This window comes from Psychrobacter halotolerans (assembly GCF_039680845.1).
Classification (GTDB): domain Bacteria; phylum Pseudomonadota; class Gammaproteobacteria; order Pseudomonadales; family Moraxellaceae; genus Psychrobacter.
Genome location: NZ_JBDKWD010000004.1, coordinates 134,918 through 156,732 on the forward strand (window position 1 = coordinate 134,918; position 21,815 = coordinate 156,732).

Annotated in this window: 15 protein-coding genes; 8 read left to right on the forward strand and 7 right to left on the reverse strand. The window is 43.8% G+C overall.

Annotation, left to right across the window (positions count from 1 at the left end; genetic code table 11):
• Nucleotides 1–24: 24 nt before the first annotated feature.
• From AAJP47_RS08930 to AAJP47_RS08940, 3 genes are all read right to left on the reverse strand, one after another.
• The gene (locus tag AAJP47_RS08930; RefSeq protein WP_346717566.1) at nt 25–2,079 is read right to left on the reverse strand and encodes a hypothetical protein; all 2,055 of its coding nucleotides are present in this window, start codon (nt 2,077–2,079) and stop codon (nt 25–27) included.
• An 82-nt stretch (nt 2,080–2,161) separates the two neighbouring features.
• Nucleotides 2,162–2,626: a hypothetical protein gene (locus AAJP47_RS08935; RefSeq protein WP_346717567.1), complete on the reverse strand. Its 465-nt coding sequence runs from the start codon at nt 2,624–2,626 to the stop codon at nt 2,162–2,164.
• Nucleotides 2,627–2,897: 271 nt separating this feature from the next.
• A complete protein-coding gene (locus AAJP47_RS08940) occupies nt 2,898–4,550 on the reverse strand; it encodes a penta-EF hand family protein (RefSeq protein WP_346717568.1) in 1,653 nt (550 codons plus the stop codon).
• Nucleotides 4,551–5,244: 694 nt separating this feature from the next.
• Here AAJP47_RS08940 and aceE point away from each other — a divergent pair.
• Together aceE and AAJP47_RS08950 are read left to right on the forward strand one after the other, a co-directional pair.
• Nucleotides 5,245–8,061, forward strand: coding sequence for a pyruvate dehydrogenase (acetyl-transferring), homodimeric type (aceE, locus tag AAJP47_RS08945; RefSeq protein WP_497198707.1), 2,817 nt, complete (start codon nt 5,245–5,247; stop codon nt 8,059–8,061).
• A 25-nt stretch (nt 8,062–8,086) separates the two neighbouring features.
• Nucleotides 8,087–9,796, forward strand: coding sequence for a 2-oxo acid dehydrogenase subunit E2 (locus AAJP47_RS08950; RefSeq protein ID WP_346717570.1), 1,710 nt, complete (start codon nt 8,087–8,089; stop codon nt 9,794–9,796).
• Nucleotides 9,797–10,037: 241 nt separating this feature from the next.
• Here the strand turns inward: AAJP47_RS08950 and AAJP47_RS08955 are convergent, their stop codons facing one another.
• Nucleotides 10,038–10,670, reverse strand: coding sequence for an OmpW/AlkL family protein (locus AAJP47_RS08955; protein ID WP_346717571.1), 633 nt, complete (start codon nt 10,668–10,670; stop codon nt 10,038–10,040).
• A 466-nt stretch (nt 10,671–11,136) separates the two neighbouring features.
• On the opposite strand from AAJP47_RS08955, the gene AAJP47_RS08960 reads away from it, so the two are divergent.
• The gene (locus AAJP47_RS08960; protein ID WP_346717572.1) at nt 11,137–11,313 is read left to right on the forward strand and encodes a hypothetical protein; all 177 of its coding nucleotides are present in this window, start codon (nt 11,137–11,139) and stop codon (nt 11,311–11,313) included.
• Nucleotides 11,314–11,502: 189 nt separating this feature from the next.
• Complete coding sequence (locus AAJP47_RS08965; RefSeq protein WP_346717573.1) at nt 11,503–12,486, forward strand: ion transporter; 984 nt, start codon at nt 11,503–11,505, stop codon at nt 12,484–12,486.
• 309 nt (nt 12,487–12,795) lie between these two features.
• On the opposite strand, the gene AAJP47_RS08970 is transcribed toward AAJP47_RS08965, so the two are convergent.
• The 3 genes from AAJP47_RS08970 to AAJP47_RS08980 all read right to left on the reverse strand — a co-directional run bounded on the left by AAJP47_RS08970 (nt 12,796) and on the right by AAJP47_RS08980 (nt 17,648).
• A complete protein-coding gene (locus AAJP47_RS08970; RefSeq protein WP_346717574.1) occupies nt 12,796–13,443 on the reverse strand; it encodes a TerD family protein in 648 nt (215 codons plus the stop codon).
• 113 nt (nt 13,444–13,556) lie between these two features.
• Nucleotides 13,557–14,675 carry a helix-turn-helix transcriptional regulator gene (locus AAJP47_RS08975; RefSeq protein ID WP_346717575.1) on the reverse strand — a complete coding sequence of 373 codons (1,119 nt, stop codon included), beginning with the start codon at nt 14,673–14,675 and terminating at the stop codon, nt 13,557–13,559.
• Nucleotides 14,676–14,837: 162 nt separating this feature from the next.
• Complete coding sequence (locus AAJP47_RS08980; protein WP_346717576.1) at nt 14,838–17,648, reverse strand: AAA family ATPase; 2,811 nt, start codon at nt 17,646–17,648, stop codon at nt 14,838–14,840.
• A gap of 432 nt (nt 17,649–18,080) precedes the next feature.
• Here AAJP47_RS08980 and rsmG point away from each other — a divergent pair, with 432 nt between their 5' ends.
• From rsmG to AAJP47_RS09000, 4 genes are all read left to right on the forward strand, one after another.
• A complete protein-coding gene (gene rsmG, locus AAJP47_RS08985) occupies nt 18,081–18,797 on the forward strand; it encodes a 16S rRNA (guanine(527)-N(7))-methyltransferase RsmG (RefSeq protein ID WP_346717577.1) in 717 nt (238 codons plus the stop codon).
• Between the two features lie 180 nt (nt 18,798–18,977).
• The gene (locus tag AAJP47_RS08990; RefSeq protein WP_346717578.1) at nt 18,978–19,757 is read left to right on the forward strand and encodes a ParA family protein; all 780 of its coding nucleotides are present in this window, start codon (nt 18,978–18,980) and stop codon (nt 19,755–19,757) included.
• Between the two features lie 97 nt (nt 19,758–19,854).
• On the forward strand, nt 19,855–20,988 hold the full coding sequence (locus AAJP47_RS08995; protein WP_346717579.1) for a ParB/RepB/Spo0J family partition protein: 1,134 nt from the start codon (nt 19,855–19,857) through the stop codon (nt 20,986–20,988).
• 85 nt (nt 20,989–21,073) lie between these two features.
• Nucleotides 21,074–21,811 (forward strand): MotA/TolQ/ExbB proton channel family protein, encoded by a 738-nt coding sequence (locus AAJP47_RS09000; protein WP_346717580.1) that lies wholly within the window; start codon nt 21,074–21,076, stop codon nt 21,809–21,811.
• Nucleotides 21,812–21,815: the final 4 nt, after the last annotated feature.

A 21,815-nucleotide genomic window follows, 5' to 3' on the forward strand; every position in this document is an offset into this window, starting at 1 on the left:
CTCAAAAAATAATTTTTTAAAAAATTACCAAGTCGCGCTACTTGCTTGAGACGTTTTAGCAGAAAATTTGATCACTCCTTTTGCTTGAGGCGCTAGGCTTGCAAAAGTACCTTTTACAACAGGCGCAATGGTACCGTTACCTGCAGATGGTGTAGAAGTGAAGTCAGTTCGGTACTCGACCTTGGTGTCTAAGGTATCTAATACGACGACATTATTAAGGCTAATGCCACTAGTCGTTGTAAAGGTATTGGTAGCTTCAAGCTTATAGAAAACACACTGACCCGCTTGTGCAGTAGTGGCTGCTTGTGACCAGCGGCTGTCATTATCTGTAATACTTGCCACTGTAGTCGTACAATCAGCGACAATTTGAGATTTTAGTAGGTTGATACCACGTAGTGTCGTCGTAGACGTTGTCGTCGCATCCGTTGCTTGTTTTGGCGTGCCATTTATTGAGCCTTGTTGCACCACAGTAATAGCCATCGTTTCAAATTCACCAAGATTATTGGTGCCTGAGTTATCACTTGTACCATCAATTTTGACCTGCACACTGATTTTGACAGACTCATTAGGCGCTATACCTGTCGTTTTTGCTTGGTTAAGGTCGTACTTACCAGCCGCATTTGGCGTCAGCTCAATATCACCACCGTCGAACGCACCATTATTATTGACATCCACATATACTCTTTCGACTGTAATGTAGGACTTATCAGTCGCAGCGGTTGGGGCAACCGTGAAAAGGACTTCGCCAGTTTTAGCAGCTTCCGTAATGTCTTTACCTGCATTAGTAATGGTATAGCTGTAAGAGACATTATCGTTCTTAGGCGCAACTTCCTGATTGGTACCCGTAGTCACTGTTAAATTACGAGTTTGGTTTTTGAGTAACAGTGTCGCCCCAGTATTGTCATCTTTACCAAGATTTGGTCTGGCGGGATCTTCATAGGTACTTTCTGTGACTGATTTATCAGTACTGTCACCTGAGCTATCGGTGATATCAGGAGTAGTGGTAGTTGTATCACTCTTGGTATTGTCTTTGACCACGGCATAGTTGGTGAAAACGCTGGTATCAGTTGCGCCAGCGGCTTTCTTAGCACGGAAGGTGACGGTAATGGTTTCGCCTACTTGGACGTTCTGACCTGTCACAGTAATGGTTTTACCATTGTTGGTTATCACTGGCGTCACAGCCGCACTGCCATTAGATGCAGTCGTTGTTGGCGCTGTGTAGTTTGCTTCAGTTGACAAGATGGCGACTAACCCTGCTGGCAAGTCATCTGAGATCACGATGGCAGTACCGTTGATGTTGCCGTCATTTTTCACTTTGATGGTGTAATCGACATAAGCACCAGCGTTGTTCAAATCCAAGTTTTTGTTGCCAAGATTGGTTTGAGCTGAGTTAGTGATAGCATAGATGGGGGCCGTTGTTTTGGCATTATCAGTGTTGGTTGCGGTATAAGCTGTTGACGCTGAATTTTTAGATTTTAAGTAAGCACTTTCTGCCGTCACAAGTAAGATACCGTTAGCATCAGCAACACGCTTGGTATCTGACTGAGCCGTGATAGTGATAAATGCCTTTTCGCCTGGGGCTAATGGGATGGTACCGCCATTGGAGATGGTGGTTGAGCTACCAATGTTACTACCACTGGCAGAAACTTTTTGATATTGGATTACACTGCTGCTTAGATTGTAATCGAAATCATCACCTGTAGCATTTGCAATATTGACAGTATAACTGTCATTCATGTTACCTGCGTTGATTAAGGTGTGGGTAAAGTTTACGGTCGATTTTGCCTGTGCATTGATAGGACGATCTCTACCGAAATCATCATTTGAATTGCCGTCTTCTACTGTTGACAACAAACCAAATGAGCCAGTTTCAGAGACGCTGACCATTACTTCGTTTGAATCGGCTCTTTGTTCGGTATTATTTCCAGCGACAGTATAAGTTGCTGAGGCTTTGTTTTTGACATTGAACGTACCAGAAGTGCCACCAATAGGGGTAGCGGCCATCGCGCCAGAAGAGATGCCCATCACAGCAGCAACACCAATAGCAAGCAAACTATAATTAAAGGTATTTGATTTCATATATTACTCCAAGAGAGGTCGTCAGTTTTTGGAACGTTAATTAATATAAAGTGAGAGTGATAAGTTGCTTACTATTGAGGTATTAGTCGACAGTCGTGTTTAGTGCGACAGCTGCTGACTTCTTAGCTGGCAGTAGTTTGATGTTCCAGCGTAGCATCCGATATTCCGATAAAGGAACTTTTACCAACTGACCATTTACTTTACGCATCAACGGCATATCGCCATAGTTCTGACCATCGGTGCTGGCTTGTGCACTGGCTGGGATAACTTCCCCTGTAAATGTCATGTTGGTCGGGATAGGTAGGGTGACCATCAAATCGTTAATGTCTTTATTGATAGTGTTGGTATAAGTCGCTTTGTATTGGATGACAGTACCTTTGGGCGCGGTACGTACTGGCGAATAAACGGTTTTGCCTTCTGCATTTTTGATAACTTGGTTAGCAGTTAGATCCATTTTTAACGCATCATCAGCATGAGCGATACCTAGTACACAGGTAGAAGCCAACGCTGCTAATAAAACACTGGGTAAAAGCTTAAAATGTTTCATATAAAGTCCTTGTCTCGATAATGGTGCTAGTGAGGTATTGACTTATAAATCGCAGCGAAATGGGCTTTAATCTGATAAGTAGTACCAACAGAAAGTATATGCTTCTTATGTTTTGCATTGTCACGTAAACAATACAAAGATTCACTATAAAGACGACAAATGGCTTATTGAGGTGACTAAACGGCAAAAGCCCTATCTCGGCAGATAGGGCTTGTTTTTGGAAGGTAAAAAGAGGTAATTAAGCAATAGAATCGGGAGGAAAAAACAGGTACTAAGGGTTCACAGTATTGCCGTATTTTGTATTGAAGTAAAAGTCGCGTTTTGATCTAGCAGATAGAGAAAGAGATCTGGTTTTAATTTCACCGTTTGCGCCAATAGCAGGATTCTCAGTAGCATTGTAATCTACTGTCGAGAGCACTGGATTAGCAAGTACAGAGGTTACAGTCGCGTTATTAACTCCCTTTTCCTGTAGTACATCTCGCATGATAAAGTTATCAATATTTATATTGGCGCGATTGGTCGCTGTTATCCTATATGCAATACATTGGCCGGGTGTTATGTTACTGATGTTACCAGTACTAAATCCGGTTTTGGGATCAGCATTATTGGCAGTATTTAGATTAGAATCGGTATAATTGAGGGTCGTCGGACAATTATTAACATATTGTGCTTTTTTTAGCACCAAAGCTGCGTTTGCAGCAATGACTCTACCAAAGTCATTGTTCGGATAAAGGTACTTTGTGGTGGTAAATCCAACGTTCCTATTATCGCTGGTGGTTCGAATAGGGTAGGTAGTACCACTATATTCTTCCATTAAACAAATATTGGTATTGCTATTAAAAGTAGAAAGAGGAACGCTGAATTGATATTGACCGATGGGAGCGCCTGCATTAACGGTTTGAGTCGCATAAGTAATCGATGTATTCGTACAGTTTACTAATTTAACGGTACTACCGCTAATTCCCGACTCTTGAGGCGAGTTAAAAACGCCATTAAAATAATTGGGTTTATTGGTATAAACACTACTGCTACTGGTAATATCATCATTGGTCGCATTTGCCTGTGCATCAGTGATACCGCCATTATCATCGAATACAGTACCTGTAAAAATATACTGAGGTATGTAGCAATAGTTATCTAAGCGTATATCGATTTCTTGGTTAGTTGCAGCGTTAAGATAACCAGTATTGGTGTAACGAATCTTCACTGAGGTGACAGGTTGAGAAAACTGCACAGAACCTTGGCATTGTGTACCTAAGTTTTTCGCTGGACAGTTAGGATCACTGGCGGTTCTAGTGAATAAACCTTGCGAACCTTGTGGCGGCTGACCAAACATAATATTTGAGCCAGTTATTGGCTGAAATGTACCGGCAATAGTAGAGCCTGCTTGAGTGATACCTGTAATCTGTACGAAATCATCAAAAGTATTGCCATTGCTATTGGCATAATCGATATCGAAAGCACTGAGGGCTACGTTGGTCAAATAGATGGGCTGCGCGGTCAAAGCATTGCGAAAGTCAAAGATGATGTCAGTAAAGGCAGTTGTGTTCGGGAAGGTTCTTTGAATATTAAGGGCACTTGTTCCCGATGTCGTAATCACACCAAAATTTGACCTTACGGTGCTAGTACTAGATTCAACGGTGGTTGTTTTTATCTGTAATGGAATACTGCCTCCCGCATTGCCAGTAATAGTGACATAATTATTAGTATTGACAGCGGCTACTAAGTTAGAATAATCAGTATTGGTTAGGCTACCTTGAGAAAAGCTAGTATTGCAGACAGCCCCTGGATTCGTGGCAAGCGCAAACGCTGCATTGCTAACGAATAACAAAGCTATGAAGCTAATAAAAATCGATGATAAGTGTTTCAAACGGCGAGATATATACAGATTTCTATAGCCTAAGACCTTTTTACTCTTACTCATAGTACTATTTCCTTCAATATATCTCGATAGCCAAAATTAGCCATAAGCTTGTCTGTTGACAATCTTATGGCTGCATGTATGAATATTGTAAAGCATATTTTATAGATAATTATAGGAGTAATTCTATAAAGAGTCGATAAGTGGTAGATATTCTATGACCAATTACCGTTTATTAGCATTAATAACATCGTTCTATTTACAGATAATATTATAGAAAGCTTGAGATGTTTAAATATTGTTTATGAAGACTGATCCATCTCATATTAATAAGATTAGTTATCTAATAAAGGTTAAATATTTACCTAATCACTAATCATTATTTATTTCAGAAATACTTGTCGTATCATCATTTCCCTATCGCTATAAACAACCATTCCATAAGCGCCTATAATGAAGGGTTATTATCATTTGATAATTGATTATAGGAGTCAAATGACAACCTCGTTTTACTATCTGATTATTCACTTTATATAGGATATATGAAGGGATAGTAATACCATTTTTAATGATGTCTGGCTGGCACAAGTGATGAATTGATCAAACGTCGCCGCATCATCACCATGCACTAAATGTCTCTTCTTAAATTAACAAGGAAGTCATTGAGCGAACCATTCACTTAAGACAGTATTGAACAATACTTCGATTTAACAACATCCTGTTTTTAGGCAGGGTTGACTGACAGAAAAGGACAGTAATGATGAATTATTATAAGGATGCTGACAGCACCGAAACCAAAGAGTGGCTTGAGGCCTTTGAGTCTGTTCTCAAACATGCGGACAAGGATCGCGCTCAGTTTTTGCTAAAAGCTTTATACAATATGGCGGTGCAAGAAGGATTGCCGTTCAACCGCCTCGATACCGCTTATGTCAACAGTATCGCTGTCGAAGATGAGCCAATGTACCCAGGCGATCTAGGCATGGAGCGTAAAATTCGTGCTCTAATTCGCTATAACGCCTTAGCCATGGTGATGCGCGCTAACAAAAACGACGACGATTTGGGTGGTCACTTAGCGTCATTCGCCTCTAGCGCCACGCTTTATGAGACAGGATTCAACCATTTCTTCCGTGCAGCAAGTGATCATTTCGGTGGTGACATGATTTATTATCAAGGTCACTCAGCCCCAGGTATTTATGCACGCTCTTATCTAGAAGGCCGCTTGACGGAAGATCAGCTTGATAACTTCCGCCGTGAAGTCGGTGGTAAAGGTCTATCGAGCTATCCGCATCCATATCTAATGCCTGACTACTGGCAGTTCCCAACTGTTTCTATGGGTTTGGGCCCGATCATGTCAATCTATCATGCCCACGTGCATCGTTATATGGAAAACCGTAAACTGCTGGATAAAGAAGGCCGTAAGATTTGGGCATTCTTAGGGGATGGTGAGACCGATGAGCCAGAAAGCTTGGGTGCCATCTCTCTGGCTGGTCGTGAGAAGCTTGATAACCTAATCTGGGTGGTCAACTGTAACTTGCAGCGCCTTGATGGGCCAGTACGTGGTAACGGCAAGATCATCCAAGAGCTGGAATCTGTATTCCGCGGCGCAGGCTGGCGTGTGATTAAAGTCATCTGGGGCGGTAAGTGGGACAGCTTGCTTGCCAATGATGATACGGGCGTTCTCAAACACCGTATGGAAGAAGTGGTGGATGGTGAGTATCAGTTGTACGAAGCCCGTACGCCAGAGTTCACTCGTAAAGAATTCTTTGGTAAATACCCTGAGTTAGAAGAGATGGCTAATGCGCTGTCTGATGAAGATATTGCTCGCCTAAACCGTGGTGGTCACGATCCTCAAAAGGTATATGCAGCCTTCAGTGAAGCCATGAAAACAAAAGGTCAGCCAACGGTTATTTTGGTTAAAACCGTTAAAGGTTATGGTTTGTCCAGCACAACACAAGCGGTCAATAAATCGCATCAAATCAAGAAGCTGGATCAAGAAGCCTTGGTTTATTTCCGTGACCGTTTTGACTTGCCGTTTACCGATGAGCAGTTAGAGACGCTACCGTTCTACCGTCCTGAAGAAGGCTCGGCTGAAATGAAATATCTCAAAGGTCGCCGTGAAGCGTTGGGTGGTCACCTGCCAAACCGCCGCAGTGGTCATATCCCATTGAACATTCCTGAACTATCGATGTTTGATCGAGTGTTAAAAGGCAGCAATGGTAAAGAGCAATCAACGACGATGGTGTTTGTACGCTTGTTGTCAGCCATGCTGAAAAACAAAGACATCCAAGATCGCGTGGTACCAATCGTACCAGATGAAGCGCGTACTTTCGGTTTAGAAGGTATGTTCCGCCAATTGGGTATTTATTCTGCGGTTGGACAGAAATATACACCAGAAGACAGCGAAGCCTTGATGGGTTATAAAGAAGCCATCGATGGTCATATGCTAGAAGAAGGGATCAACGAAGCGGGCGCAATGAGTACTTGGATTGCATTGGCAACCAGCTATTCTGTGAACGCACTACCGATGATTCCGATGTATATCTACTACTCAATGTTTGGTTTCCAGCGTATCGGCGACTTGGCTTGGGCGGCAGGTGATTGTCAAGCACAAGGCTTCTTACTAGGCGCGACTGCTGGTCGTACCACATTGAACGGCGAAGGCTTACAGCATCAAGATGGTCACTCGCAAATTTTGTTCAATGTTGTGCCAAACTGCGTCACTTATGATCCTTGCTTCGGTTATGAGCTAGCTGTTGTCGTGCATGACGGTTTGCGCCGTATGTATGGCGAAGGCGAGCGCGTCTATTATTACTTGACCTTGATGAACGAAAACTACGAGCAGCCTGCTATGCCAGAAGGCGCCGAAGAAGGTATCAAGCGCGGCATGTATTTACTAGAAGACAATGGCTCAGCACAAGTACAGCTATTGGGTTCTGGTGTGATCTTACGTGAAGTACAAAAAGCGTCTCAGATTCTAAAAGATGAGTTCAACATTACTTCTAACGTTTGGAGCGTCACCAGCTTTAACGAGTTGACGCGTGATGGTATGGCTTGTGATGATTACAATCGCTTGCATCCAATGGAAGAAGAAAAAGTATCTTGGGTCACTGAACAATTAGCCCCGCATGAAGGCATCGTAGTCGCAGCAACCGATTACATGCGCAACTACTCAGAACAGATTCGTGCTTGGTTACCAGACAATCGTCCTTATACGACCCTTGGAACAGATGGTTATGGCCGCTCTGACACCCGCGAAAAACTACGCAGTTTCTTCCATGTCGACGCCGCTCACATCGTCGTTGCAACGCTTAAACGCTTGGCAGATGAAGGCGAAGTAGAAATGCGTTTGGTCAAAGATGCGATTTCAAGCTTCGGTATTGAAGCGGATCAGCCGCCCGCATGGCAGCAGCAGCCTCACTATGATCATTTCCCAGATGCGCCAGCACCTGACAAAGTCAAACCAAATCCGGTTCCTGAGTTTGTGGGTGAAGAGGATGACGAAGTCAGTAGCGAAGGCCGAGCTGAAGATCCAGCCGATGCGACTCTACTTAACAGTGGCGATGTCAAAGAATAATAATCATAAGACGAGGAGATAACACATGGACATTAAAGCCCCCGATTTGGGTGTTGATAGCGCCGAAGTCAGCGAAATTATGGTAGAGGTTGGTGATGTCATCGCAAAAGATGACAACATCGTTTTACTAGAGTCTGACAAAGCCTCGGTCGAAGTACCAAGCTCTGCCGCTGGTAAAGTCGCCAAAATCAGTGTCGCAGTTGGCGATCAAGTCAGCGAAGGCATGGTTCTGATTGAGATTGATAGTGATAGTGAGAGTGCTGATGCAAGCGATGATACTGACGACAATGCCGAAGAAGTTACTGAGGCAGAACAAGTAGATGATAGTACTGAAGACGCCCCTGTCGAAGATGACGCAGACGTAGAAGAAGCGACTGATGATACTGGCGAAGGCGCATCAACTACCCATGCATTACCAGATATTGGCGTTGATGAAGCGCAAGTGGCTGAGATTATGGTTAGTGTCGGCGATACGGTCAGTGCTGATCAATCTATTCTATTGATTGAGTCTGATAAAGCCTCAGTCGAAGTACCTGCACCAGAAGCAGGCGTGGTCGAGAAAATCTTGGTTGAAGCGGGTGACATGGTCGCCAATGGCCAAGATTTTATTGTCATTCAAGCGGCAAGTAGTCCCAAAGCGAAACCGAAAGCGGATACTGCTAATAAAGAAGATAAAACAGACAAGCCTACGCCGAAAGCTGAAAGCAAGTCACAGCCAGCACCAACAGGCGAGCCAAAGCAAGCGCCTGCGCCGACCTCGACTGCTGCACCTGCGGATAAAAAATTAAGCGAAGCGGAAGTTAATGAAAAGTTAACAGATGTCTATGCAGGCCCTGCAGTGCGTAAGCTTGCCCGTCAGCTTGGTGTAGATATCACAAAGGTGAGTGGTTCTGCAATTAATGATCGCATCCTAAAAGAAGACTTGTTTGCCCATGTCAAAGAAAGCCTAAGTACTCAAAAAGCAGCACCTGCTAGCGGTAATGTAGCCAGTGCCAGTCTACCAAGCTTACCTGACATGAGTAAGACTGAGATTTGGGGTGAGACGGAAACACAAGACCTTAGCCGTCTACAAAAAGTCTCGATACCGCAGCTTAATTACAATACGCTACTGCCACAAGTCACTCAGTTTGATTTGTCAGATATCACTGATACTGAAAAACTGCGCGGTGAGCTAAAAGGTAGTATGAAGGCGGAAGGTATTGGTTTTACCATCTTGGCGTTTGTGGTCAAAGCAACCGCCTATGCCTTAACGCAGCACCCACGTTTTAACAGTCATTTGAGCGACGATAATACGCAAATTATCTTACGAAAAAGTGTCAATATGGGTATCGCTGTGGCAACGGATGATGGTCTTATCGTGCCTGTCATCAAAGACGTGCAAGACAAAGGTCTTAAGCAAATCGCTATTGAGATTGGCGAGCTTGCTGTCAAAGCCCGTGATAAAAAGCTCAGTACCAAAGACTTACAAGGCGCAAGCTTTACCATATCAAGCCAAGGTAACTTGGGCGGTACTGCATTCACGCCACTCGTAAATTGGCCACAAGTAGGTATTTTGGGTGTGTCTGAAGCCAGTATGCAACCGCGCTGGGACGATAAAAAGCAAAGCTTTGAGCCACGTCTCATGCTACCGCTGTCGTTGTCTTACGACCATCGCGTAATCAATGGGGCAGATGCGGCTGTGTTTACCCGCTATATCGCAACGCTATTGGCTGATCCGCGTCGTATCTTGCTCTAGAGTAGCTGTTAACTGTTAGTTATTATTATATAAATAAGCCTATTATTTTAAAAAAGACTGTCTACGGATGGTCTTTTTTATGCTCGATAATTTTTAACGGAATAACTTTTAGCAGAATGATTTTTATGTCAATTTATTATGCTCATATAACAATGGTATAGGCACAAAAAAGCCAGCTATGACGCTGACTTTTTTATTGCACTAATTTATCTCAATTAAGACACGCTTTTATCTGACGGTCTTAAAACTGTTTGACGAACGCCACGCCATATACCCAAGGACTAATATCAACTTCACCGATATCATCACCGTTTAAGCTTGCGTCTGTCTTAATGTCCATATAGCGTGCATCGATACGGAAGGCTTCGGTTTCAGCAAACGGAATGTCAATCCCAACATGACCTGCAACACCAACGCTGTCGTCAAGCTCTAAGTCACTGCCGTTGCCGTTATAGATTCTTTCTTTAAAGAAAGTCGTGTAATTCACACCCACCCCTACAAATGGTTTCACATTCATTGGCATATTGTAGTCATCGAAATGGTATTGTAGAGATAGGGTAGGCGGTAGGTGCTGAGTTTTTGCATCAATTTGGTTGCCAGCATTATCTGTCAAGGTAATGTCATGATGAAACGGAATCGCTGCCAATAGCTCAACGCCTACATTATTGGCAATGAAGTACTCGCCACTGATGGTTGGACGGATATCGTCATCAACTTCTACAGAAAGTGCGCCGTCTAAAAGCTTGCCATTGTCGCTCTTGGGATCAACCATATGGGCGCCTGCGGCAACAGACCATGTACCAGCAGGTACAGCAAAAGCGGTAGTCATAGTAAGAGCAGTGGCTGCGGCTAAAACTAGGGATTGTAGTTTCATCGTTCGATTCCTCAACATAATAAATGGTTGGTGGTAACTGCCTAATGAGGGATGACATCAGTTAGTTACCGATACACAATGTTATGGTGGTTGATTAACCTGTAACATTATAACTGTATTATAATATAAAACCCCTCTTTCTGTAAGGTTTTAATTGAGTATAAAGGGTTTTTATTCGATTAATCACGTTTAGTATTGGCTTTATGAGTAATCGACATGGTTGACAGAATCGATTCCGGTAGAAATATTGATTAGTAAGCAAGGAGTTATCCGCATTGATACATCGTAAGTAGACTTAAAATTATTAACTTTAGATTTCTGCCATTGATTTTGGAATTTTAAAGTTAGTAATGACCCAATCGTAGCTTTTTGCATTGATAGATAGGGTACAAAAGGAAAAGAGGCGTAATATATTATGCTCGGTTATTGTAGTAACTCTCCTCTACGCTGTGAAAAAGCGCATTCTATGGAACTATTGAATCAAGCAGATTCTTGTTGTCCTGAATGCCATCTGTTTTTGTTGCCAGCTCAAGACATCAGCCAGCAATTACGCGCTGAAGAGAAGTTGCTACTGTTTGCGGTCTTAGTCATTGCGTTTATACTGTTTGCCAGTATCTATATATACTATTCAGATTTTATATAACTTATGATGAGTGACCACTATTCATCGCGCATAAACCACACTAGATATAAGTCGCGCTAATACTGTTTAGTACAAACGCAACTAACGATTGGCAGGAATTATTTTGCTCACACACTCAGAACACACCTTGTGATGACTGCTTTATTTTATAATTAACTCAAGACCGGTATTACACCGCATAGGGATTGCATGATATTCCAATCTATTCGGCGCTTGCGTCTTTTTGTCTACAATATCTTGCAAAACGATGCGCATGACACATTGTTCAGTCGCTGCGTAGATTACTTCTTAATATTTTTAATCATGACCAATGTCGCAGCCGTCATTGCTGAGTCGGTCGATCAGTGGTATTACCCTTATCAAACGTATTTTACTTGGTTTGAAAATTTTTCCATCGTCATATTCTCCATCGAGTATCTGCTGCGTCTTTGGAGCGTGGCTGAGGCAAAGCCTGAGCATACCACTTGGCGTCAGCGTTGGCAGTGGTTAAAAAGTCCTTCAGCATTAATCGATTTGGTGGCCATTGCCCCTGCGTTCTTAAACTTCTTTGTCAATATTGACCTGCGCTTCTTACGTATTTTGCGCTTGTTCCGCATCCTTAAATTGACACGGTATTTTGCCTCTTTGCGTATTTTACTGGTAGTTATTAATAAAGAAAAAGGCTCATTTCAGGCCGTTATCTTTATTTTAATTATTATGATTGTGACCGCTTCTAGTGGTATTTATTTGGTGGAAAACCATGCGCAGCCGCAAGAGTTTGAGTCGATACCCAAAGCGATGTGGTGGGCGGTGGTGACACTGACGACAGTGGGCTATGGCGACGTTATCCCAATCACTACCGCAGGTAAGATATTGGGTGCAGTGATTACCATATTGGGTGTGGGTTTGGCGGCACTGCCTGCAGGTATTTTGGCAACAGGGCTGGCAAATGAGCTTGCTCAGCGGCGTGAAGAGCTTGAACAGCATTTTCGCGAACAACTGATCGACAGTGATTTTGATTTGATACAAAACCAGATGATGATTGATAAGATTCGCCGCGAGCTTGGATTAGATAGAGAGCAGGCGCAAAGTATTGTTCTACAAGTATTACGAGAGCAAGAGCTTGAGCGCCGCGAAAAAGAGGTAGAAGTAAAACAGAAGAACTTTTGTCCCAATTGCGGCGAGGCGTTGTAATAAATGGCAAGCTATAGTGAGTTCGATATAAAAACGATACAGGGGGACGTATATGAATTTTTTGCAGCCCTTGCCTGTGTAGGAACAGCAAGCCAGAAAAATTTATATTAGTTCCGCGTCATAAGATAACTATCTGTTTTATTTAGAATCGACTATAGTGCTTATAAAGCGCTATCTCATAAGTTTTTATCGCCGTAATTTAATATAAGGTTTGATATGATAAAAAAGGTGCTACGTTATTGAACACAGCACCTTTTTTATACGTGGTTATTTCTTATATATAATAGTTGACAGAATAATAGAACGATTTTATAAGCCTTGTGGAATAGGGAGTGCCCGTGCCAATTCATGAGCGACTTCTTGTGCTGCATCCGTGATATCTTCGGCAACAAGCGGTAAGTTTTGCAAGGTCAAATGCCAATCGTCTATTTCTCGGCGCAAATGTGCCACCCAAAGCGTCGTACAATCTTTTGGAAGTTGCTTTAAATTGACTTCAAAACACCGATTGCCTTCATCATCACTGAGATGAATTTCGCCTTTTTCGACTCTAGAAAAAGGATGACCATGGTAAGAGTTAGCAATCATAGCAATATGGGTGATACGGATGGGTATCTTATCTAGGTACAGTCTGATTTGTTCTTGGTCAAGTGGCGCTTGATACATTGCTTGCTCACCGCGATCCTTGCCATTTAGACTGTCACCTTGATGCCTTACGGACTCAGCTTTGTCACGCAATTGTTTGAACCAGACGATGTCATGAATGCTGGAATGGTTGTCGTATAGCACACATGCCAAATCAATATCGATCGCTTCTTTATTCTTCTTAAAGCGCTTAAACAGGCCTTTTGACTGAATCTTCGTAAACTCGTAGTTCAGGGCAAAAAATAAGGCACCTGCATCTAAGCCCAGTCCTTTTAAACTGTCCGACAATAAGGGTGATGGCACAGGGGTCGACATAATATTCCTTTTTAGTTCTTAGTTTTTTATAGGGTCGTAATACTGTTTTTGGGGCGTCGAGATGATTCGGATACAGACAAACTTAAACATCAGTTAAATAGTATCATCAGCGGCTATTTATTATTCAAAGGTTCGTCTAATACAGCTTGATAGAGCAGCTCAGGCTCGGCTTTTAATAACCCATTACCAAAACCTCGTAACCACCACACCAGCTGCGAGGTCAAATTAACCGTGGCTTTGATCGTCAGTGTGTCCTCATTGAATGTCACCGTTTGATCCTCACTCAGCTTACTTTCAGTGAGGCTTCTGCCTGCTTGTTTGGTAAATTGTAGCTCAATGGGCGTATTTTTGCCATGATCCGGTAACACGCTAAATAACGGATGGCTAAAGCCCATACCGCCTGAGTCCAAATAGGTATCCAGTTGAAAATTATCCGGTGTTTTTGCAGCCGTCTCGAGAATTTCAACACTGGCAAATCGATGCAAGGCAAAGGTTCGAATGATGGCTTCTGGGTCATCGATGCGGGTTGCTACCAAATAAATAATCACCCCGCGCTGAATAATCGCAATCGGGTTTAAGGTATATTCACTGGCTTGTGACTTGTCGCCGCGAGTATAAGCCGCTTTGATTTGTAGCTGATAAAACAACGCATGATAAATATTGTCTTTGCTTTCTAAATCTATATGCGGCGCAATCAACGGCTGCGTGGCAGGTTCAATCCGCACTCTATCTATCCAAGAATGGGTGACTTTACTGTTTTTAAGCTGTCGTCTGGCCAAATCAAACCAAGGAAATAGCTCATCTAAAATGACAGGAGGCAGTAGTTGGGTGAGGTTGGCTTCTACCATATTAAAGGCAACTGCTTGCGACAGATTCATATGCGGTAAGCTTTGTAATGGCGCGTCATCGCACCAGCGCCACCCTTGTGGATTGGCGTTGTTTTTTTCAATGGGGAAACGCTTGGCGAGCGCATTCAAGTCACGCTGTACGGTGCGCAAACTGATATCAAAGCCTGCCATCATAAGCTGCTCAAATATATGCGTGGTGCCCACCCAACGATTGCGCTGGAGCTGTGACAATACTTGCCACTGCCGCGCTGTGGTTGCCGCGCCGTGTCGATTTTTGCCTGACTCATCTACAGCCTGATTGTCGCTAGCCACCAGAGTACTGGCCTTGGTATCAGGATCTGTCCGAGTTTGAAGAACGTTGGCGTCAGTAGAATGTACCGTCATGAAAAATAACCTTTATTAACCTTTACAAAGTCACAGTCAGTTTTACACGTTTTTAGCGCACCATTAGGGCGTGTTCAACACGCCCTAATCATTTATCATCGCAGAAAAGCGTCGTAGCGTCTAGGGACGTTCGTTTTTGATTATGTTTTTGATTACGCCCATTTAATGATTGATCTCCAAGCTGACAGGTGCATCGCCATCATTTGCGATCTTATCATCGTCTTTTTCGTCCTGACCTGTATCTTTTCTTTTTTTATCCTCTTTTTTTTGACGTTTGGCTTTACGTTTTTTCTTATCTTTGTTTTTTGACTTTTTATCATCAAGGTCATCCTCGCCATCTTGATTGTCATCCCACAACATCAAGCGGCTTAATACTTTGCCAAATAAGGTTTCTTTGCGGTAACGACCTTTTTTATTCATCGTGTCGATAGGGAGACCAGTCATTAAGGTTAAGGCTTCACTTAGCGTATGCACGCCATAAATATGAAAGCTACCCGCTCTTACCGCATCGATGATGTCGTCGCGCAACATTAGTTGTTTGACATTGGCCATGGGAATGACTACGCCTTGCTGACCCGTCAGCTCTTGCTCACGGCACGCATCGAAGAATCCGGCAATCTTTGCATTGATACCGCCAACGGCTTGTACTTCACCCAGCTGGTTCATGGAGCCTGTGATGGCAAGAGATTGATCAATGGGAACGTTTGCTAAAGCGGACAGAAGTGCGCAGCCTTCGCTGACGGTGGCACTATCGCCATCTATCTGCGCGTAGCTTTGCTCAAAAGCAAGTGAGGCGCTAAAGTTTAAAGCGTGATGTTGGCTGAACAAGGCACGCAAATAGCTGGTCATGATCAGCATGCCTTTGGCGTGTAAGCTGCCACCCAAGTCCACATCGCGCTCAATATCAAGAATCTCACCTGCGCCAATATTTGGTTGAATGACGGCGGTCAGACGCGCTGGCATGCCAAACTCGCTGTCCGCATAGCTGACCACGGTTAGGGCATTGACTTGTCCGACCGCACTGCCTTGGGTTTGGATCAATTGCTGACCGTTTTTTAGCTCATCCCAATATAGATCGCGCAAGTAGCCTGAGCGCTCATCCATGTCCTCAATGGCTTGAGTGACGTGCTCAGCTGTGACAATGCATTCATTGTTCAAACGTGCATGACGGTTTGATTCATGAAGCAGCTTGATGAGCAAGTCGCTATGTAAGCTCAAGCGGTCTTGCTCTTCGGCTTGTAAGCTTAAATGTTCAAGCAAATTGGCTTGGGCGTAGCGATCAAAAGGACAGAGATTGGCGTAATCGATGATGTCCGCCATTTTTGCGACCAATGCCAGCTCATGCTCGCTGGTACGAACCACGTCATCATGAAAGTCGGCGCGAACTTTGAATACGGCATCAAACTCAGGCTCAAGCTCTAACAGTTCGTAATACAAATCTGCTTCACCCAATAAAATCACTTTAATATCAAGATCAATGGGTGCAGGCGATAACGATAAGCTACCTGTTAGCGTCAGCATTTGCTCGAGACTAGACAGCTTAATTTTGCGTGATTGTAGAGCGCGTTTAAGCCCTTGCCAAGCATAAGGATGCTCTAGCAAGTGGCTGGCTTCTAGTAGCAGATAACCGCCATTGGCACGGTGTAGCGCACCTGCTCGAATCATGCTGACGTCAGTGGTCACTGTGCCCAGTTGTGTGATTTGCTCGACATGACCCAATAAGTTTAAATGCGTCGGCAAGTCCTCAAAGATCACAGGCGCACCATTGTCAGGTTCGTGACTGACAATGACGTTAACCGCATAGCGGCTTGGCGTCGTGGCGAGCACCGCTGTCACAAACTCTTCATCATCACCGTTGACGATGCGCTCTACATGCGTGACCATATCGGCAAATACGGCTTTGAGATAATCAATCACAAGCGGGTGAGTAGAAAACTGCTCATAAACAGGAGCAAACAACGGCTGCAATGCTCGCCGTGCAATGCTGCGATGTAGTGTCTCTATGGCATCATTGGCTTCATCTTCTAGCTTTTCTAACGCTATGGTCAGCTGGCTAAGCCGTTTTTGCATGTGATTTTTTTGTACAAAGTTATTCAGTTCCGCTTGGTATTCACTATTACCGTATTTAGTATCGTCATATTCACTATTGTCATTCTGCGTACCAGCGTTGGTTGATTTTTTATGGTTGTCTATCGCTGATTTATTTTTAAGATTGCGAGAAGATTGGGTGTCAGCAACTTTGGTATCAGCATGATCGCTATGATTGTCATGATCTTCTGCTGGCAGCTGGCTTGGGTGTACAAAAACGGCTTTATTATCGAACGAGCGAAACGTGAGCGCTAAGTCATATTGCTTGCCTTCGGCGCTTAACACTTCATACGCCTGACTCTCTTGCTCATGCGTGTTGTTTTTGATGGCTTCGATTTTACTTTGATATTGATCACTGCGAAAGCGTTGGCTCAGTCGTTTTTTGGCTTGTTGCCATAAGTTATTCACTTGCTGTTGCAGCAGCACCGCTTGACCAGCAGGCAGACGTAGCGCTAAAGGCGTGCGTGGATCGGTGAAGTTATGTACATAAACCCAATCGTCCGGTGTCGGGGCATCTGCTGCGATGCGATTGAGCAGGCGGCTAATAATGGTTCGTTTGCCAAGCCCGTTTTCGCCAGCGGCAAACACATGATAACCACTGGCCTTAATATCTAACGCTGTTTGCAAGGCTTTAAGCGCACGCTGTTGACCAAAGCCAACATCCAAATCAGGTGCCGTGCGTGTGTCTAGTGGCAGCTCATCTGGCTCGCTATAACGCTTAAGTTGCTCAGCAGCAAGAAGGCAGCGCTCTTTGACTTCAATAAAGCTAGGATGCGGCGTGTCTGTTGTCGCTTGCTCGGTAACGGTTAATTCAGTGGTGGGTGTTGCCGTATCATGAGTGTCTTTTGATACTTGAGGGATAGGCGTGCGGCGTTGTTCGGTCATAGGCGTCTGGTAAATCGTCTTAAAATAATGGAATGGTATTGATGGATTCGTTTGTTATATCTGAGCTTTTTACGTCGCTTGCTGTGCTTATACTATTGTACTTAAATGTAGTGCTTAGCATTTTATAGTTGATTATTTATGCTTAATTTTTAATAGTAAATTAGACATCTTACAAGATATCACTATGCTTGAGACAAGTCATTACAGGCAATTTTGTATCGTCAGAAGCCATAACGCTGAATGTAGGCAAGCAAATAATAGCAAACATCAGTAAATAAATGGTTAGTTTAAGCTCGTTAAAAGAGAATAACGCACTTAATACGAGGGCAGATAGTATAAGATGTCTCACATTGGCGCAATCTGCAACTATTCAATGGGCAGACTGCATGATAAAATAGACGGTTCACGTGTCATAACTGGATAACTTGCTATATGTCAGCTTCCGCTAAAACTTCTTCGTCCTCTGCTAACATGAGCAATGTTCATATTGATCCGACTGGCTTTGTGAAGCTTGGCTCACAATTACCAACGCTTGCTCATACCTTGGCGCAAGCGATAGACAAATTGGGTTTATCATTAAGTGCAGAGCAGCAGCGCACCTTATTACGGTACTTAGATCAGCTTTTGTTGTGGAATAAAGCGTATAATCTGACCGCCATCACTGATCCAGAAGAAGCGCTGATCAAGCATGTGATTGATTGTTTGGCTATTATAACGCATTTGCCATCAGGATCATTGCTCGATATTGGGACGGGTGCAGGGTTGCCGGCGGTGATTATCGCCATTTGTCAGCCTGAACGCCAATGTACAGCACTAGATAGCAATCAGAAAAAAATACGATTTATCAAGCAAATCAGTAGCGAGCTTGGTTTGAGTAATATGCAGCCGATTGCGTCTCGTATCGAAGCGCATGAGGCCAGCTACGATGTGGTCACATCCCGTGCCTTTGCCAGCTTGATCGATTTTGTCGATGTGGCGCACTCGCGTTTGGCAAATGGCGGCTATCTGTGCGCTATGAAAGGTAAGGCACCAAGCGATGATGAATTACAAGCGCTTGAGAGTGATTGGCAAATCAAAACCATTCCACTAAAAGTGCCGTATTTGCATGACAGCCGTCATTTAATTGAATTGTCTGTTAAAAATGTCTAAGCTATGAGCACTTTACCGATGAAAGTGGCAATATGGAACGTATTAACTATTTTGTGAAACATAAAGCTGAGTGACTATTGAATGACCAAACTATCGACAAATAATATAATGACGAAAGCATAAAATTAATAAAGCATAAAAGTGTCAAAGTAACAGACCCCAATTAAATTGAGTGAGTGTATGGAAATCATAGCAATTGCGAATCAAAAAGGCGGCGTGGGTAAAACCACAACAGCGGTAAATTTGACCGCCAGTTTGGCTGCTAAAAACAAGCATGTACTACTGATTGACTTAGACCCACAGGGAAACGCAACCAGTGGCACAGGCGTGGATAAAAATGAGTTGGCACTAACAATAGCGGATGTGCTGCTCGATGGCGTGTCATTAGCTGATGCTATTGTTACCAGCCCAGCTGGGTTTGATGTTATCGGTGCCAATCGTGATTTGGCAGGTATGGACATCACTCTAATGAGTAAGTCCGATAGCCATGAGTTGTTCAAGACCGCGATGGCGGATCTTGTTGCTAGTCAAGTGGCTTCGCAAAAACCCGCTTATGACTATATCATTATTGACTGTGCACCCAGTTTGAATTTGCTGACCATTAATGCTTTGGTGGCGACCGATAGTGTTATCATTCCGATGCAGTGTGAGTATTACGCCTTAGAGGGCTTAGCAGACTTATCGCAAACCATTGAGCGTTTAACCGAGCTCAATCCCAATCTGTATATTCGCGGCGTGGTGAGAACCTTGTTTGATGCGCGCAATACATTGGCGCGCGATGTGTCCGCTGAACTCGAAGCGCACTTTGGCGACATTATGTACAAAACTCACATTCCAAGAAATATCCGTTTGGCAGAAGCGCCTGCCCATGGTTTGCCCGTTATTGCTTACGAGAGATGGTCGAAAGGCGCACGTGCATATCTAAAACTGGCAGCAGAAGTAATGAAACAAAGCCATTAAGATGCCAGTTGCATCATAAAACATTTAATATTGTATTTTTAGTAAGCCGCATTAACAATCAATTGGCTTTTAATTTAGCGTTAGAGGATAGGTAATCATGGCAAAGAAAAGAGGGTTGGCCGCTAACCGAGGCTTAGATGCCTTATTAGGGTCAATCAAAAAAGAAAAGCAAATTACTGCCTCTGCTTTGCAAGATGATATGGCTGCGCGTGACCAAATCTCGCCAGCCGACACGCTAAATACTCAGGTATCTACTGAGACAGACGGTATAGAAACCAATGAAAAACCGGTCGTACAATCAAGTACTACGGAAACGTCTGATCATAGTCAACGTAAAGCGCGTTTGCCGCGGGTTAATAATAAAGCACCTGCTAATAAAGTGCGCGCTACCGGATCGGATGCAGGCACTACAGAAGATCAAATCAGTTTGGTACAAATTGATGTGACGCGTTTGCAGGCTGGTAAATATCAACCGCGCCGCGACATGAGCGAAACGGCGCTGGCAGAACTTGCTTCTTCTATCGAGCAGCATGGGGTGATGCAGCCGATTGTTATCCGTCCCTTACTAGCGAATGAAGACAAGAGTGAAGCCTTCGTTACTCACGAAATCATTGCAGGCGAGCGCCGCTGGCGTGCGGCTAAAATGGCTGGAAAATCAGTCATTCCGGCGATAGAACGTGCTTTGTCTGATGAGCTGGCGATTGCACTGGCATTAATTGAAAATATCCAGCGCGAAGATTTATCGGTCATCGAGCAAGCGGCTGCCTTACAGCGCTTTCATACAGAGTTTGGTATGAGTCATGCAATGATTGCTGAGGTCGTGGGCAAGGCGCGTACAACGGTGTCAAATTTGCTGCGTTTGAATCAACTACACGATACCGTAAAAGATCATTTGGCAAACGGTGCTCTAGACATGGGGCATGCACGCACGCTTTTGGCGTTGTCATCTGAGCAACAACCTATCATTGCACAAAAAATCATTGACGGCGGCATGACCGTACGCGACGCTGAAAAGCTGGTCAAATCGATCTTGCAGCCTGCGCCTAAAGTAACGCGCACTGAACAAGTACAATCGCGTGATGCTGAGCAGTTAACGCAGAGATTGACAGACATGTTAGGCGCTGAGGTAAAACTCAAACACAAAAAAGATGGCCAAGGCAGCGTTGAGATTTTCTTCCATAGCCAAGACCAATTGGCTGCCCTCATTAAGCATATAGAAGCACAAGCGTAAAAGATCGAAAGAGCTTACAGTTATTCTTCTTTCTTTACATCATTTTGATCACCCCTGTTTTTATGAAAAATAAAAGAGAGTCGCTATGTGGGAGTTGGTAAAAGCAGGTGGTTGGTTGATGACGCCTATTGTGTTGTGTTCGATATTGGCATTGGTCATCATCATCGAACGTAGCCACACCTTACAGTTTAATAAAATTGTGCCAAGTCGCTTGCGTGAACAGCTTATTACTCGCTTGCGTGAAAACGGTGATATTGGTCGCACACAATTAATGAATGTCAAAGAAAAAACCGCATTGGGTGATATTTTGGCAACAGGTTTGCTTTATCGTCAGTATGGGTTAGAGTCGATGACGATGCACATGCAAAACCGAGCCAGCGTACAAGTTCATCAGCTAGAAAAAAACATCAATATGCTCGGCACCATAGGCGCAATTTCACCATTGCTTGGTCTATTAGGTACGGTATTGGGTATCATTTCTTCGTTTTTGGCGATTACCGATGGGGCGATGCAAGACCCAACAATGCTGGCAGCTGGCGTGTCACAGGCGCTTATCACCACTGCAGCGGGTATGATTGTGGCGATTCCGGCACTGGTGGCCTATCGTTATTTTCAGCGTCGTATCATTGATATCAATGCCCAGTTTGAAACCCAAGCGGGGCTTATGATTCAAGAGCTTTATGATTATCAGTTGCTAGAACATACTCATGCAGCTGGTTTTAATCAGTCTCGTCGCCATACGGCACTAAATGGGGAAGGCTTGGATCATGAGCGTCCAATGAGAGCCTCAGGACAAAACAAAGCGCCAACAATCGCGCCTTAGTAAG